Source organism: Bifidobacterium sp. LH_413 (assembly GCF_056357015.1).
Genome location: NZ_JBKEVK010000001.1, coordinates 934,566 through 947,938, shown reverse-complemented (window position 1 = coordinate 947,938; position 13,373 = coordinate 934,566). Strand labels below are relative to the sequence as shown.

Below are 13,373 nucleotides of genomic sequence, written 5' to 3'. Positions count from 1 at the left end.
CACGCGGACCGGCGGCGTGCGAGTCGGTGGCGCACGCCTCAACGCATGGGGCGTGTTCCGCAGCGAAATCGTCAAAGCGTTGAGCATCCGGTCCACCATCGTGTTGCTCGTCCTCAACCTCGTGCTGCTGCCGGCCGGCGCCGCGCTGTCCGCATGGTCGATGACGCTCATCGCCGGCATGGATCCCGGCACCGGCAAGGCGCTCGCGCATCCGGTGGAATTGCCCGCGAGCCTCATGTGGTCGTCGGTGGGCGGCTTCACCGTCACCTGCATGATCGTCACCGGCATCCTCGGCGTCATGACCGTCACCAGCGAGTACACGACCCGCACCGTGCAGATGTCGTTCGTCGCCGATCCGCATCGTGTGCTGTTCATGAACGCGAAGGCCGCCGTGACCGCGGCGTTGTCGTTCCTGTCCGCGCTGGCGGGGTTGCTGCTGTCGTGGGGTGTCGCGTACGCACTGTTCGCCACATCGGCCGGTGGCGTGGGAACGTTGGATGATTCCGAGCGTCTGCTGCCGTGGGTCACCGTGCTTGGCGGCGCGTGCGTGCTGGCGGTCACGGCCGTCATGGCGTTGGGCTTGGGCGGGTTGTGCCGTTCCACGGTGGGTGGCGTGTTCGCGCTCATCGGCATCGTCATGATCGCGCCTTCGGTATTGTCTCTGGTTTCGCTCGCCGGCGACCGGTTCGCGTGGATCAAGTCCGTCGCGGCGTGCCTGCCCAGTCAGGCGGCGACGACGTTCCTGACCGGTGGCGTCGATGTTACGGGCGCGACGGTCGCGCTGATGGGTGCCACTGGTGGTGGGGCCGTGGGCGCCGGCTCGGGTTCTGGCGGTTCATCCGCGGCTGACACGGTTGCCTCGGTCGCGACCTCGGGCGGCTTCGACCCGACCTGGTGGCAGTCCGGTCTGATGCTGCTCGCCTGGGCGGTGGTCCTCTATGCGATCGGTGTCCTTGTGGTGCGTCGCGCCGATGTGAAATAGGGGTGCGAATCGCGATTCGCGGCCGTCTCGTCCTGTGGATGCATTCGGCCGTGCGCGGGCGCAAGATCGATGCGATCCGCGCCGCCGGCAACCGTCTGCCGGTCGCATTCTCGATGCGCACGGACTGCGGGATCGTCGCGGGACGCATGGCGTGCGGCTGGGGTGAATCGTTCAAATCGATCGTGGGCGAAGGCGTCGCCTCCATCGTCGACGATCTCGACTCGCGCCGACACGGGCTGCGGTCGCTGATGGCGCATCAGGCGCACATGCCGCATGTGGAGTTCACCGACGCGCAGGTGAGAAGCGTCACGGTATGGAGAATCGAATCGGAGCATTTCACCGCCAAAGTGAGATCCAAACCCGTCGCGGCGCAGAGCGGACACGGTAGGCATGGCGTTGTCGCTCCCGACTACGCCGCGGGTGACAACGCCATCGGTGATGCTACGGTCTGAACCATGCCGATGATCGAACACAGTGATGCCGAATCCATCGCGCGGCTGCCGGAGGCGGAATTCGGCTTTCCCGGCCCGGAGCGCGACCGTCTCGTCGCGCTCATTCTCTCCGGGGCGAAGACCGCCACGGCCGCGCTGCTGATGGACTATGCGGAGGACGACGAACCGTTGCCGCACGTTGGCGACCGTTCCGCGCTGGTGGATTCCGCCGATCGTCCCGTGGCCGTATTGGAGACCACGGAGGTCGAGACCGTCCCGCTGGGAAGCGTCACCGACCGGCAGGCCATCGACGAAGGCGAGGGCGACGTCACCGTCGCGCAATGGCGTCGCACGCACGAATCCTTCTGGAATTCGGAGGAATACCGCGGCTGGTTCGCCGACCCGGATTTCGTCGTGGACGACGGCACCATGGTCGTGCTGGAGCATTTCACGGTGACGGAGCGACTGCGGTGATCGTCGCCGATTCATGCGCGATACGGCGTGCATATGCCGGCGTGACTCGCGCGTGTGCGGTAGGGTGAACGCGTCCGACGGACCCGTATCGGATTCATGCCGGACGCATACATATGACGGGTGATGAGAGGTGCATCATGGACAGAATCGAGACCGAACGGCTGACGCTGCGACCGTGGAGGGTCGACGACGCGGCCGAGGCCGCCTCGCTGTTCCGGTACGCCTCGGACCCGGAGGTCGGGCTGCGTTGCGGATGGCCTCCGCACACCAGCGTCGAAGGCAGCATGGATGACATCAGGAACATCCTCGCCGTCGAGAACAACTGGGCCATCACCATCAAGGATGACGAAGGGAGTGCGGAAGCTAAGGTCGAAGCCGATGCGCCGGTGGGCAGCATCGCGCTCAAACCCGTCAGCCACTACACCACCGACGTCGTCACGGGCGATCCGGAGCTCGAAGCCCGCTGCGGACGGTACTTGGGCGACAACGCGCTGGAGCTCGGCTACTGGATCGGACGCCCGTTCTGGGGCAGGGGATACATGCCCGAGGCGTTGCGTGCGGTGCTCGAATACGCGTTCGGCACGTTGCGCGTGGACGCCGTATGGGGAGGCCATTACACGCAGAACCCGCAGTCCGGCCGCGTGATGTCCAAGTGCGGACTGCACGTCGTCGGCGAATCGAAGCAGGACTACTATCCGCTCATCGACCGCCGGTACGACGGCGTCTACCGCATCATCACCGCCGACGAATGGACAAGTGCGCGAAATGGCGCGCGAAATGCTCGATGAGCAGATGAAACCGACGCAATGGCTGTCTCCGTATGATATTCGAGTGTGTTACAATGTTAGTACATTGGCACGTTGTGATTGGGGTGTGTGATGACGGATACCGCGACGATCAGTTTCAGGACCGATCCGCAGGTCAAGCGGCAGGCGAAGGCCCTTTATGAATCGATGGGGTTGGATTTGTCCACTGCATTGAACATGTTCCTTCGGCAATCCATCACCGATAACGGAATGCCGTTCCGCGCGACAAGGGAGAATCCGGTCAACGCTGAGGCTCGTCGTCAAGCCGATGCACGTGAAGGGGCGACGTTCGACTCCGTGGATGCGCTGATGAAGGATCTGATGGATGCTTAGAACTGTTTTCCGCACCACGCAGTTCAAGAAGGATTTCAAGGCGGTCGTCAAGAAGCACTACGACGTTGATAAGATGCGCGCCGCCGTTAAGGCTCTGATGGCAGAGGATCGCGATTTGCTCGCGACCAAGTACCGCGATCATGCGCTGGTGAACAATTGGAAAGGCTACCGGGAGATTCATATCGAAGGCGACTGGCTCCTCATCTACCGTATCGACCGTGATGAACTCCAACTGGTGCTTACCCGCACCGGCTCGCATGACCAGCTGTACTAGTGGGAATCTGCCGCGCGCCGTTTCGGCGTGACGGAACGGCATGCGGGCGTTGTAGTGTGGTGGACCATGTACGACGGGAAACGGTTCGATCTGGCGATGGTGGACAATGATCCGCTGACGCTCGGGATGATGACGCTGCTGATTCGACGGGATCTTCCCGAAGCCAAGATGGTCTGGACGTGCCGTCGCGGCCGGGACGCCGTCGCCCGTTGCCTGTCGGCCGGTTCCCGGCCGGACGTGCTGCTGGTGGACATGTCGTTGGAGGGGATGGACGGCGTCGAAGTGTGCCGGAGAGTCCGTGGGGAGACGACCGACGTCGCGCTGATCGGCATCACGTCGTTCTCGTTGGAGCATTACGCCGCCGACGCGTTGGCCGCGGGCGCGCAATGCGTGATGGACAAGGCGAGGGTGAAGGAGATCTGCGATGCGGCGGTCGCGTTGGCCAACGGCCGTATGCCGCGGACCCGGTACGTGTCCGATCCGGCGGCCGGCCGGTCTCATACGTCGCTCGTCGCGCACGAGGGGACCGTCGCCGATGGCGGTTCCGTCGCGGGTTCGGGTTTGGGCTCGGGCGTGTCCGCGTCCGTTGCCGTGGCGGCGTTGACGGAGCGTGAACGCGAGGTCATGCGTCTGTGCGCGCAGGGCAGGAGCTCGCGCGAGATCGGCGAACTGCTGCATGTGGGGGAGTCGTCGGTGAAGACGTATGTGATGCGCGCGGCAAGGAAACTCGGCGCGCGGAACCGGACGCAGGCGGTGGCCGAATGGCTGATGCTGCAGGACTGACAGGACTGGCCAGACGCATCCTCGATCGTGTCCGTGCCGCCGGCGTGGGGCCGGTCATGTGGTGCGTCGTGCTGTTGTCTGTAGGCTTGACGGTGTTGGAGATGGTCGAGTATCCCGCGCAGCTCGTGGCCACCACGACGCTGACGGTCGTACACATCCTGTGCCTGCTGGTGCTGCCGTTGTATCCGTTGCCGATGAGCATGGCGGTCGCCGTCACGTATGTGACGTGCGCCCTCCTGCCGGATACGGGCGGGGCGAGCCTGTTCTATGGCATGTGGGTCGCGTTGGCGGCGGTCGGCCGGTACGGCAAGTCACGATGGTGGTGGCTGATGCCGCCGTTGATCGCCGCGGCGCGTTGGATGGTCGCGGCACGTGCTGGAATCCCGTTCGGCGATTACGTGATATTGCTGGTGTCGTTCTTCGTCGTGTACGTGTTCGGCCGTGCGATGTCGTGGAGAGCCGTAGCCGTGCAGTCCGAACGGGACCGGTTGCGCTACGAGCGGGAGCGTGACCGTCTGGAGGCCATGCGACGCGACGCGCGGGCGGCGAGTCGGATCCACGACGCGGTGACAAACGATCTCGCGTACATGGCCATGCGATTGGATTATGAACGGTCACGCGCGACGGACGACGAGCATGCCGAGCTGTTCGACGACCTGTACCGGCATACGATCGGCACGCTCGGCGAGGTGCGCACGGTCATCGACATGCTCGACGGGGATGACGGCGACGGGACCGGCGTCGGAGACGATGATGGTCGCGCCGGACAGTGCAACGACAGTGATGGTGCGGCGGTCACGTTCCCCGCACGTGTCCGCGACGTGCTGGACCGGAACGACCGGCTTCTGGCGCGACTCGGCTTCACCGGCGATTCGACGATGATCGACGACCTGCCGGAAGGCGAGCCGACGGATGCGGACGATGCCACCCGCGAACGGGAGACCGCTCTCATCGGTCTGCTTCGCGAGCTGTACACCAACATCGCCGTGCATGGCGACCCGTCCGGCGCATACCGGGTGGTCGTGCGCCGCAATGACGACGGCCTGTCCGCCGATCAGGTCAACGACATCGCCAGGCATCCGCCGTTGCCGGACAAGCCGCGCTCAGGAAAAGGACTGGCCCTGCATCGCGCGCGGTTCAATGCTCTCGGAGGTTCAATCGTCACTTCGGCCGAAGACGGCACGTGGATCCTGCACGCCGTCCTGCTGTCATGTCGTCCATAGTCGACGTGGCATGTCTTCCGTGTCTTCATCGGCCGTATCATGGCAACGCGTTGCGTGATAAGGATATCGGCATGATTCGCCGTGCTCCGACGGCTGATTGTGGCCGGCGTGGCGGAATGCCTGTCTTCGGGGGAGTCGAGAGTGGGGAAACGTCGGATATCGCGTTCTGAACGCGGTCGTGTGATGGCCGCGGCGGGCATGGTGATGATCGGTTCGTTGGGCATCCAGACATCATCATCGCTGTCGGCCTCGTTGTTCGACGCCCTCGGGCCGATTCCGGTCAGTTCCATGCGCATGCTCGTCGCCGCGCTCGCCATGCTCGCGCTCATCCGGCCGAAGCTGGCCGGTCGGTCGAAAGGCGAATGGCTGGGCATCGCGGCCTACGGGCTGGCTATGGCGGCGATGAACATCTGCCTGTACTCGGCCATCGATCGTATCCCGATGGGCGTGGCCGTTACCCTGGAATTCCTCGGCCCCTGCGTGGTCGCCCTCGCCGGTTCCCATCATTGGCGCGAGGGCCTGTGCGCGGTGGTCGCGCTGGCGGGCGTGGGCTTGATCTCGTTCACACCGGACGGCTACTTCAACCCGACCGGATACCTGTTCGCACTGGGGTCGGCCGTCTGCTTCGGCCTGTACACGCTGTTCGCCGACAAGGTCGGCAAGACAGGCACCGGACTGGACGGGCTCGCCCTGTCGGTCACGGTCGCCGCGCTCGCCACCCTGCCGATATCCGTCAGCCACGCCACGCATGCGACGCCCTCCCAATGGGGCGTCATCGTCGCGTCGGCAGTGCTGGGCGTGGCGATCCCCTACACGATGGACACGCTGTCCGGGCGCATCACGTCGGCACGCGTGGTCGGCACGTTGTTCTCCATCGACCCGGCCATGAGCGTCGTCATCGCCGCGCTGATCCTGCGCCAGACCATCACGCCCACAGCCATGCTCGGCGTCATCGTCGTCTCCGTCGCCGGCGCCCTGCTCGTATGGGCGTCCGGCGGTTCAACGGAACGATGATCGTCGCGCCGGTGACGTGAGTGCGGGAGAGCGTATCATTCGCGGGTGAACGTAGGAAAGGATTGGGAACATGCTTCTGGGATTGATTGTTATTTTCCTGTTGACGGCCCGGTGGTGCTTCTCCACGTACCGGTCCGCGAAAGACGGCCGATTGGAGCGGAACTATCAGGTCGGCATCAAGACCCGTTGGACGATCGCCTCGGATGAGACATGGGAATACGTGCACCGCAAGTACGCGTTCGTGTTTCTCGGATGCGGTGTTCTGATTGCGCTGATGACAGTGGAAGTGGCGGTCGGCGTCATCGCGACCCGCGACATCAATAACATGGACATGATTTGGTGGTGGATACTCCTCGCCCTTGCCATCATCCTTGTCATGTGGCTTGTCATATGCGGAGTCATCGCGAATCTCGATGCCAAAAACCATTACCTGGATGGTGTATCGGAATCAGGGAAGGACCATGAGCCGTGATTGGCCTGCGAAGACCTTGTTGCGGGAATAAGCTGACCCACGGCGAGCTGGTCTCTGTCTGATTCTCGGCGGCTGCCGGTCATGTTTCTTGTGTTGTATCTGGTATGGCGGCATCCAGTTGCCAGTGCCCGGCTTGTGCGTGTGTTTCGAAAGTGCCGCCGGCCGTTTCGATGATGGTGCGGTAGCGGTCGAGTCCGCTGCCCATTCCAAGTTTCTCGTCATGTTCGGCGGTGGTGTCGCTGACTGAGATGCGGATTCCGTCGTTCATATCGAAGCTGATGGAGACCGCATACCACTCGACCGGGTCGGCATGCCTGGCGATGTTCGCGTACAGTTCGGTCAGCAATCCCGTGAGCAGTCGCATCATGTCGGGGGAGAGCGGGTGACGGAGTTCGCCGAGCAGGTTGTCGCCGGTGAATCCGAGCGATTCGAGTTTCGTCTCCTCGCCGTCGATCAGGGATTGCAGTTCTCCTTGTTGTACGGTGACGGAATCGTCGGCCGGAAGCGGTGTTGGTGTTCCGTCTCGCGCTTCCGACACTCCCGACTGTAGGTGCTGCGATTCACGTTCCTCGAGTGATTCGATGACCTCATGCGTATGGGTCATGGCGCGATTGGCCGCGTCGCGTAGTTCCCGGAGCTGTTGCCGGTATTCGTGTTCGCTGTTGGGCATGCCATTGGTTTCGGCGTGGTCGATGCGCAGGATGAGGTAGGCGAGGTCATTGCTGATGGTGTCGTGCAGGTCGCGGGCCGTGTCCTCGCGTTCCTGCTGGCGGCGCAGCAGATATGAGTCGTGGTCACGCTGTCGCATCATGTGCAGCAACAGACCGGTCAGTAGTGGGAAGCAGTAGAACGCGAGGTTTTGCAGCGTAGCCACCAGCTGACGGCCACTTCCGGGTTCGACGCCGAACGTGGTGGAGATGAGCAGCATTCCGGTGGCAATTGCACCTGACCATGTGTCCAGATAGGCGAGGAACCCGGTGCAGGTGATGATGATGGCAAGTGGTGTGATCATCGGCATCGCCAGCATGAGCATCTCCCCGGCCACAAGCGCCGCCCAGAGAAACCATTGCGGGCGGAACATGCCGCCGATCAGACCAGCGAGCATCGCCAGAACCAATACAAGATGCTGCACGCTCGTCGTTGAGGAAGCATCTGTCGTGGCCCGGGCCATGTATTCCGCGATGAGGGCCGCAGTCAGCAGCACACATGTCGCCGAGATGACCGGATGGTCGTTGCCCGGACCAATTCGTCCGGCAATCCGGTCTATAGCAGATCGTATCGGGCGCATGCCTCAAGCACCTCCTTGCGGCTGGTCACGCCGAGCTTGCCGGCCGCGCGATGCACGTACGTGAATACGCTGCCTTTGGCGATGCCGAGTCGTTGCGCGATCTCGTCGGTGGTGAGCCGTTTCGCGTACAGGCGCAGGATGTCCTTCTCGCGGGCGGACAGCGAATCCTTCATGTCCTCGGACATCCGCGCCGGCACCGTGTCGGACAGCATCGTGTGAGCCGACGTCGCGTCCCGGAACCCGGTCGCGGCCTGTGCGGCGGTCGGCGAGCCATGAGCCGCCTGCCGTATCGCTTCGGTGATGTCGGTTTTGAGCCGTTCTTTGGCGAACAATCCCTGCGCGCCGGCCGCAATCGCTTCATCCCGGTAGACGTCCGTCGAATACGAGGTGACACAGATGACGCCCACTTCGCTCGTTCTGCGTCGGATGCGCCGGCACACGTCCGCGCCGGTGACGCCGCCCAACGCCATATCCAGCACAAGCACATCCGGTCTGGTACGTGTGTTGTGACAGTGCTCGATCGCCACGGCGGGCGACCCGGTGGCCCACATAATGCGGAAATCCCTTGACATGGCCGAGATCATCGCGCACATCGCGTCCAACGCGAACGGATCGTTGTCCAATACGCCGATGCGAATCGTGCCCGTCGCACCTGTCGTGTCCGGCTCGTTCCCAAGTCCCATGACGTCCACTGTACCGCCGCCAGACTATGGCCTTCCGGCGCGAAACGGCGGCATCGATGATGTCATGCGGTCGCTTGACGTGACGTTGCGGAGGCGATGCGCAGCGGTGTGTAATAGTAATAGCCGGATCACTATGGACAACGGCTCGAAGAAGAGAGGTGATCGCCATGAAGAAGCCCACAGATAACAGGTCGGCGCATGGACGCAATGCCGGACGGCCGGTCGTCATACTGCTGTTCGCATCCATAACGCTGCAGGCTCTCGCATTCGCGGTATCGGAAGATGTCTTCCGCATACTCTGCCGGGCTGTTGGGGTGTCGCTGTTGGTCATAGCTCTATATCTGGCCGTGAAGAACGCCGGGATACCGGGGAGAGCGACCATGAGCATGCAAGCGAGCCCGGACGGAATGAAACCGAGGACTGGGGACTCCGCGAAATCCTCAACCAATCTGTTCGCGGACTGGCTGCGAGGATGGGGGCCCACCTTCCTCGGAGTGGGCGTAGGCGCATTTCTGGGTGTTGTCGCGTATGTTCAGCACTGGATCGGCCAGTGACCCTGAATGGTTTTCGACTGCTTCCCGAATCGGCGTAATCAGGAGGAAAGCTCTCGTCATTCGGTGGTGATGTGTGCGATGACTGCTGATGACGTCTGACCGGCATCGTACGTTTCAGCGATGTGTGTACTTCTTGACTATTCCCTCCTCGCACACACGTGGAGGGAATGACCTTTGACTCCGGTATCACGTGAAGTCAACCATAGTCGACATGTCATGCAATCGCTTGACGCGTTGTTGTGCGGCCACAGCAGGAGCCCTTTGATGGAGACATATTCCGAGAGGTGGAGTGCTGCGAGTCGTGAAAGGACGTCATGATTGAGATTCACGGTCTGTCGAAAAGCTACGGAAGCAAACATGTATTGGACGATGTGTCGTTCCGAGCCGAGCAAGGCAAGGTCACGGCGTTGATCGGGCCGAACGGCGCCGGCAAATCGACCCTGCTGCACATCCTGCTCGGACTGGAACCGTCCAGTAGCGGTACGGCCACGTTCGACGGCAGACGGTACAACGAACTTGGCCCCAAGCCGCTCACTGCCGTCGGCTCGTTCATCGACGGATTGGCACCGTATCCGTCGCGTACGGGCCTCAATCATCTACGCTGGATCGCACTGGCCGCCGACATCCCGTTCTCCCGTTGCGATGAATGCCTGCGTCTTGTGGGCCTGTACGAGGCGCGCAACCGCACGTATAAGACCTACTCGCTCGGCATGAAACAACGATTGGGCATCGCGACCGCGATACTGACCGATGCCCCATATCTCATTCTGGACGAGCCGTTGAACGGTCTCGACCCGGAAGGCATCAAATGGGTGCGTGACTTCATCAAGGACTACGTATCGGATCACAGGACCGTCCTGGTCTCCAGCCACTACATGGCCGAACTGGAACTGGTGGCTGACCACGTCGTGGGCCTGTCGAGCGGGAGGAAAGTGCTCGACGATGACATCGACACGCTCCTCGACGGTTACGGCAGTCTGGAACAGGCGTACTTCAGTGTGGTGAAGGAGTGAGCAGGATGGGAACGAATGTTTCACCCCGGTATGTGTCCTGTTCACTGGTGCGGTACTGCGCGAACCGGCAGTTCTATTGGTCGGTGTTCGCCGTACTGGCTCTCACCGCGTTGTTCGCGATGCTGGACGTGCAGACGATCTCCTCGACGGTGTCCATCGCCGCGGACGGCGCCATACGCTCGACGGATTCCCTGGATTCGAATCCGATGCATATCGTATCCGACGCCGTGCTTGCCTCTCCCTACCAGACCTCGATCATCCTCATTCCGATCATCGTGGCGTTGAACGTCGCGGCAGGATTCCGCGCAGGCGACGAACGACAACTGCGACTATTGGTCAACCGGCCTTGGCCGTTCGCAATCGGAGACGTACTCGCGACCGTGATCTACTGCGCTGGCGTCTCGCTGCTGTCGTCCGCACTGAACGTGGTGGCACTTGTCGCGACGTTGCATCCCGCCCTGCGGCCCATGTTCTTCACCAAGACCGTGATCACGACACCGTTGCGTGTCGCGGTGTTCGCCGTGGTCATGGGACTGATCGGCTACATCGCAGCCGTGGTCACGAAACGTGACGTGCCGGCATTGGTCGTGATCTTCCTGCTGCTCGTCGTCTCGCTGTCCGGCGTACTGAAGGTGATTCATGCGGACGTGCTGCTGCCGATGATCGGCGGCAAAAGCTTCGCGTTCGGGCGAATCGACGATGCTGGGGACATCCCCGTGGCGGCATCCTCGATTGTCATGGGATGCTGGCTCGTTGCAATGTTGTGCATCGCGACAATCGCGCGTATCCGACTTCTATGCGAATCGAAGGCATAGGGATGTTTCATATAATCACAGCCCTGTTGTACAAGGATGCGACTGCACGCATCCTACAGGTTGCGTGCGTGTTAGCCGTATGCTGGGTAGTTCTCGTGTACACGGTCGCGGCACTGCCGATCAGTTTGGACGCCTCTGGAGCCAACCCATTGGATGTCGCGAGCAGCATGACGCTGGCCTCGCAGGCGACGATAATCGTCGCCGCAGTACTGGCGAATATCGAGCTCAGTTCGGAAGAATCCACGATAGCGGCGATAATCGTCGGCTCCCGGTATCGGATGGCGGTCGCTCTCGTGTCGTCAAAAACCATCATCCTCGCCGCCACCCTGCTGTTGACCTTGGTGGACGCCGCCGGTGATGCGATTGTCTACGGAAGCGGCAGTGGCATCAATCTCGTCTTTCGATACACGGCGTTGGCGGCGATGAACGGAGTCGCTGTGTTATCACTGACCTTGACCGCCGGAAACGTGTTGCTCGGACTAGCCGTCTATTCTTTGACGCCGATACTACTCAAACCATTCATTGTCTCCGCGGCTCCTATGACGCGGAGTCTTTTCTACTCGACTACAATCCGCACGATGCCGGATGGGAATGTCCAGTTGACGTCAGCCATTCTGGTGCTGCTCGGTTGGCTGCTTGTTTTTCTTATCATGGAATATGCGGCTTTGGTGTGAAGACGCGTGAGCCGCATCGTCTAGGCATAACGGCTTCCAGGCGTGTACAACGAGGAATCGAGTGAGCCTTCAGGGTGTTCTGGCATCATGGAGTCAACCATGGTCGACGGCCGTCATGCGATTGCTTGACACGATGTTGTGCCGGTGGGAAGGTGAAAGCGATAATCGAATAGGACAACGAATCCGCGCATCCTTCGATCGAAGACGATAGGGGTGGCCAGGCGGTCCAGAAACTCCGGATATGAGGTGACGCAATGGAATCGACATTCACCATCATCGACATGCTGCCCACGTACGGGCTGCTGTGCTATCTGCTGGTCGCCATATGCATCATAGTCGCGTTCAAAGCACTGGCCTGGGCTGAGGGCGAGCGTCGTCGATTGCGCGTGGCGGTGGTCGCAATGCTCGCTGGTTCGGCGTTCGTCGCGCTGCTCGCCTACGCGACGTATGCCATCGCGGCACCGTACGCGCAGCCTGACATGGTCGACTTCTACCACACCTACCAGCCCGTCGTCCCGCTCTTCCTCACGGGCCTGTTCTGCGTGCAGGTCGTGTCCGGCGTCGCCGCGGCGACCGGCTGGCGGCGGGGGCGGTGAGGCCGGCAGGCGTTCCTGATGCCGGTCTCATATCGAATGGTCCCATGCGATTCTCCGATGGGCGAACCGCATCCACGGCGGTAGACTCTATGCAGTCGACATTGCGGCATCAGCAAAGGGGGAGCACGATATGTCATTGACCACCGCACAACGTGAGGCGACTATCCGCGAATTCCGCGAGAACATGGATTTGCTCGGCTTGACCGTCGACCGGATCGGCGCCGATTTCGGAGTCGACGGTGAAACCGTCCGACGCATCATCGACCTCGAGTCAGGCGTGCTGGAATATCCGTGGATCGTACGCCGCTACCTACTCGACAAGGCCTCGGCCGCCGGCATCCGCCCGGTGCCGTTCACCGCCTTGCGCGGCGACCCGCACGACTACTGGTTCCTCGACGACCGAATCATCGACGCGAACCGGCTCGACTGACACGAAGCACAACCAACGCGGCGAAGGGAACCGATGACGATCCGCATAACGCCGATCGAACCACGATGGTTCGAGGAGAAGGCGCAGGTGCAGTCCCGCACATGGCGCGAACTCAACCAAGGGCGCATCCCGCAGGACATCGTGGACGCCATTACCCCGCAGTTCGCGCTGAAACTCACCCAAGCCCACGCCAAGGACCCCGGCCAGGTCACGCTGGTGGCGCTCGCGGACGATCACGTGATCGGGTTCGCGGAACTGCTGCGCACGCCTCGGCCGCCGATCGACCGTCCTGACGCGGCGGAACTGGCTTCGCTGTACGTGCTGGAATCCTGGCATCGACATGGTGTCGGACGCATGCTGGTCGAAGCCGGCAAACGGGCCGTCGGCAACGACCGTCTCGCGCTATGGGTGTCCGGGTTCAACGACAACGCGCGCGGCTTCTACCGGCACATCGGCTTCCACGAGACCGGACTGACCCAGACCGAGGATCTGGGCCCCGAACTCGAGATGGCCAACTACCGGTAGAAG

General features: G+C 62.1%; 18 protein-coding genes and 1 pseudogene. 17 read left to right on the top strand and 2 right to left on the bottom strand.

Going from position 1 to position 13,373, the window contains the following annotated elements:
• Window positions 1-52: 52 nt before the first annotated feature.
• From AC1AYN_RS03895 to AC1AYN_RS03850, 10 genes and pseudogenes are all read left to right on the top strand, one after another.
• Window positions 53-982 carry a hypothetical protein gene (locus AC1AYN_RS03895; RefSeq protein ID WP_476532207.1) on the top strand — a complete coding sequence of 310 codons (930 nt, stop codon included), beginning with the start codon at window positions 53-55 and terminating at the stop codon, window positions 980-982.
• A gap of 20 nt (window positions 983-1,002) precedes the next feature.
• Window positions 1,003-1,434 (top strand): annotated as a pseudogene (locus AC1AYN_RS03890) (pyridoxamine 5'-phosphate oxidase family protein); the annotation flags it as partial.
• 3 nt (window positions 1,435-1,437) lie between these two features.
• Window positions 1,438-1,887, top strand: coding sequence for an ASCH domain-containing protein (locus AC1AYN_RS03885; protein ID WP_476501656.1), 450 nt, complete (start codon window positions 1,438-1,440; stop codon window positions 1,885-1,887).
• A gap of 137 nt (window positions 1,888-2,024) precedes the next feature.
• Window positions 2,025-2,675 carry a GNAT family N-acetyltransferase gene (locus AC1AYN_RS03880; RefSeq protein WP_476532205.1) on the top strand — a complete coding sequence of 217 codons (651 nt, stop codon included), beginning with the start codon at window positions 2,025-2,027 and terminating at the stop codon, window positions 2,673-2,675.
• Between the two features lie 90 nt (window positions 2,676-2,765).
• On the top strand, window positions 2,766-3,026 hold the full coding sequence (locus AC1AYN_RS03875) for a type II toxin-antitoxin system RelB/DinJ family antitoxin (protein WP_034528193.1): 261 nt from the start codon (window positions 2,766-2,768) through the stop codon (window positions 3,024-3,026).
• Window positions 3,019-3,300, top strand: a complete 282-nt coding sequence (locus tag AC1AYN_RS03870) for a type II toxin-antitoxin system YafQ family toxin (protein WP_476532202.1) — start codon at window positions 3,019-3,021, stop codon at window positions 3,298-3,300. The genes AC1AYN_RS03875 and AC1AYN_RS03870 overlap by 8 nt, the downstream gene beginning before the upstream one ends.
• A gap of 66 nt (window positions 3,301-3,366) precedes the next feature.
• The gene (locus tag AC1AYN_RS03865; protein WP_476532201.1) at window positions 3,367-4,083 is read left to right on the top strand and encodes a response regulator transcription factor; all 717 of its coding nucleotides are present in this window, start codon (window positions 3,367-3,369) and stop codon (window positions 4,081-4,083) included.
• Entirely contained in the window at window positions 4,062-5,306 is a 1,245-nt protein-coding gene (locus tag AC1AYN_RS03860; RefSeq protein WP_476532199.1) for a sensor histidine kinase, read from the top strand. The genes AC1AYN_RS03865 and AC1AYN_RS03860 overlap by 22 nt, the downstream gene beginning before the upstream one ends.
• A 183-nt stretch (window positions 5,307-5,489) precedes the next feature.
• Window positions 5,490-6,320 carry an EamA family transporter gene (locus AC1AYN_RS03855; protein ID WP_476532325.1) on the top strand — a complete coding sequence of 277 codons (831 nt, stop codon included), beginning with the start codon at window positions 5,490-5,492 and terminating at the stop codon, window positions 6,318-6,320.
• A gap of 70 nt (window positions 6,321-6,390) precedes the next feature.
• Complete coding sequence (locus AC1AYN_RS03850) at window positions 6,391-6,792, top strand: SdpI family protein (RefSeq protein WP_476501662.1); 402 nt, start codon at window positions 6,391-6,393, stop codon at window positions 6,790-6,792.
• Between the two features lie 79 nt (window positions 6,793-6,871).
• Here AC1AYN_RS03850 and AC1AYN_RS03845 read toward each other — a convergent pair whose 3' ends face one another.
• Window positions 6,872-8,080, bottom strand: coding sequence for a histidine kinase (locus tag AC1AYN_RS03845; protein WP_476501663.1), 1,209 nt, complete (start codon window positions 8,078-8,080; stop codon window positions 6,872-6,874).
• On the bottom strand, window positions 8,056-8,763 hold the full coding sequence (locus AC1AYN_RS03840) for a response regulator (RefSeq protein ID WP_476501664.1): 708 nt from the start codon (window positions 8,761-8,763) through the stop codon (window positions 8,056-8,058). Before AC1AYN_RS03840 ends, AC1AYN_RS03845 begins: the two co-directional genes overlap by 25 nt.
• Before the next feature lie 167 nt (window positions 8,764-8,930).
• Here AC1AYN_RS03840 and AC1AYN_RS03835 point away from each other — a divergent pair, with 167 nt between their 5' ends.
• From AC1AYN_RS03835 to AC1AYN_RS03805, 7 genes are all read left to right on the top strand, one after another.
• On the top strand, window positions 8,931-9,317 hold the full coding sequence (locus AC1AYN_RS03835) for a hypothetical protein (protein WP_476532197.1): 387 nt from the start codon (window positions 8,931-8,933) through the stop codon (window positions 9,315-9,317).
• Between the two features lie 314 nt (window positions 9,318-9,631).
• Window positions 9,632-10,330: an ABC transporter ATP-binding protein gene (locus AC1AYN_RS03830; protein ID WP_476532195.1), complete on the top strand. Its 699-nt coding sequence runs from the start codon at window positions 9,632-9,634 to the stop codon at window positions 10,328-10,330.
• Between the two features lie 5 nt (window positions 10,331-10,335).
• Complete coding sequence (locus AC1AYN_RS03825) at window positions 10,336-11,145, top strand: hypothetical protein (protein WP_476532193.1); 810 nt, start codon at window positions 10,336-10,338, stop codon at window positions 11,143-11,145.
• A gap of 95 nt (window positions 11,146-11,240) precedes the next feature.
• Entirely contained in the window at window positions 11,241-11,819 is a 579-nt protein-coding gene (locus AC1AYN_RS03820) for a hypothetical protein (protein WP_476532191.1), read from the top strand.
• 254 nt (window positions 11,820-12,073) lie between these two features.
• Window positions 12,074-12,415 carry a hypothetical protein gene (locus AC1AYN_RS03815; RefSeq protein WP_476532189.1) on the top strand — a complete coding sequence of 114 codons (342 nt, stop codon included), beginning with the start codon at window positions 12,074-12,076 and terminating at the stop codon, window positions 12,413-12,415.
• Window positions 12,416-12,545: 130 nt separating this feature from the next.
• Window positions 12,546-12,845: a DUF2316 family protein gene (locus AC1AYN_RS03810; RefSeq protein WP_476532188.1), complete on the top strand. Its 300-nt coding sequence runs from the start codon at window positions 12,546-12,548 to the stop codon at window positions 12,843-12,845.
• A gap of 33 nt (window positions 12,846-12,878) precedes the next feature.
• The gene (locus tag AC1AYN_RS03805; protein WP_476532186.1) at window positions 12,879-13,370 is read left to right on the top strand and encodes an N-acetyltransferase family protein; all 492 of its coding nucleotides are present in this window, start codon (window positions 12,879-12,881) and stop codon (window positions 13,368-13,370) included.
• Window positions 13,371-13,373 lie beyond the last annotated feature (3 nt).

Excerpts from the sequence above, each read along its gene's own strand:
- AC1AYN_RS03885 (WP_476501656.1), top strand. The coding sequence starts at position 1,438 with ATGCCGATGATCGAACACAGTGATGCCGAATCCATCGCGCGGCTGCCG.
- AC1AYN_RS03880 (WP_476532205.1), top strand. The coding sequence starts at position 2,025 with ATGGACAGAATCGAGACCGAACGGCTGACGCTGCGACCGTGGAGGGTC.
- AC1AYN_RS03875 (WP_034528193.1), top strand. The coding sequence starts at position 2,766 with ATGACGGATACCGCGACGATCAGTTTCAGGACCGATCCGCAGGTCAAG.
- AC1AYN_RS03870 (WP_476532202.1), top strand. The coding sequence starts at position 3,019 with ATGCTTAGAACTGTTTTCCGCACCACGCAGTTCAAGAAGGATTTCAAG.
- AC1AYN_RS03865 (WP_476532201.1), top strand. The coding sequence starts at position 3,367 with ATGTACGACGGGAAACGGTTCGATCTGGCGATGGTGGACAATGATCCG.
- AC1AYN_RS03860 (WP_476532199.1), top strand. The coding sequence starts at position 4,062 with ATGGCTGATGCTGCAGGACTGACAGGACTGGCCAGACGCATCCTCGAT.
- AC1AYN_RS03855 (WP_476532325.1), top strand. The coding sequence starts at position 5,490 with ATGGCCGCGGCGGGCATGGTGATGATCGGTTCGTTGGGCATCCAGACA.
- AC1AYN_RS03850 (WP_476501662.1), top strand. The coding sequence starts at position 6,391 with ATGCTTCTGGGATTGATTGTTATTTTCCTGTTGACGGCCCGGTGGTGC.
- AC1AYN_RS03845 (WP_476501663.1), bottom strand. The coding sequence starts at position 8,080 with ATGCGCCCGATACGATCTGCTATAGACCGGATTGCCGGACGAATTGGT.
- AC1AYN_RS03840 (WP_476501664.1), bottom strand. The coding sequence starts at position 8,763 with ATGGGACTTGGGAACGAGCCGGACACGACAGGTGCGACGGGCACGATT.
- AC1AYN_RS03835 (WP_476532197.1), top strand. The coding sequence starts at position 8,931 with ATGAAGAAGCCCACAGATAACAGGTCGGCGCATGGACGCAATGCCGGA.
- AC1AYN_RS03830 (WP_476532195.1), top strand. The coding sequence starts at position 9,632 with ATGATTGAGATTCACGGTCTGTCGAAAAGCTACGGAAGCAAACATGTA.
- AC1AYN_RS03825 (WP_476532193.1), top strand. The coding sequence starts at position 10,336 with ATGGGAACGAATGTTTCACCCCGGTATGTGTCCTGTTCACTGGTGCGG.
- AC1AYN_RS03815 (WP_476532189.1), top strand. The coding sequence starts at position 12,074 with ATGGAATCGACATTCACCATCATCGACATGCTGCCCACGTACGGGCTG.
- AC1AYN_RS03810 (WP_476532188.1), top strand. The coding sequence starts at position 12,546 with ATGTCATTGACCACCGCACAACGTGAGGCGACTATCCGCGAATTCCGC.
- AC1AYN_RS03805 (WP_476532186.1), top strand. The coding sequence starts at position 12,879 with ATGACGATCCGCATAACGCCGATCGAACCACGATGGTTCGAGGAGAAG.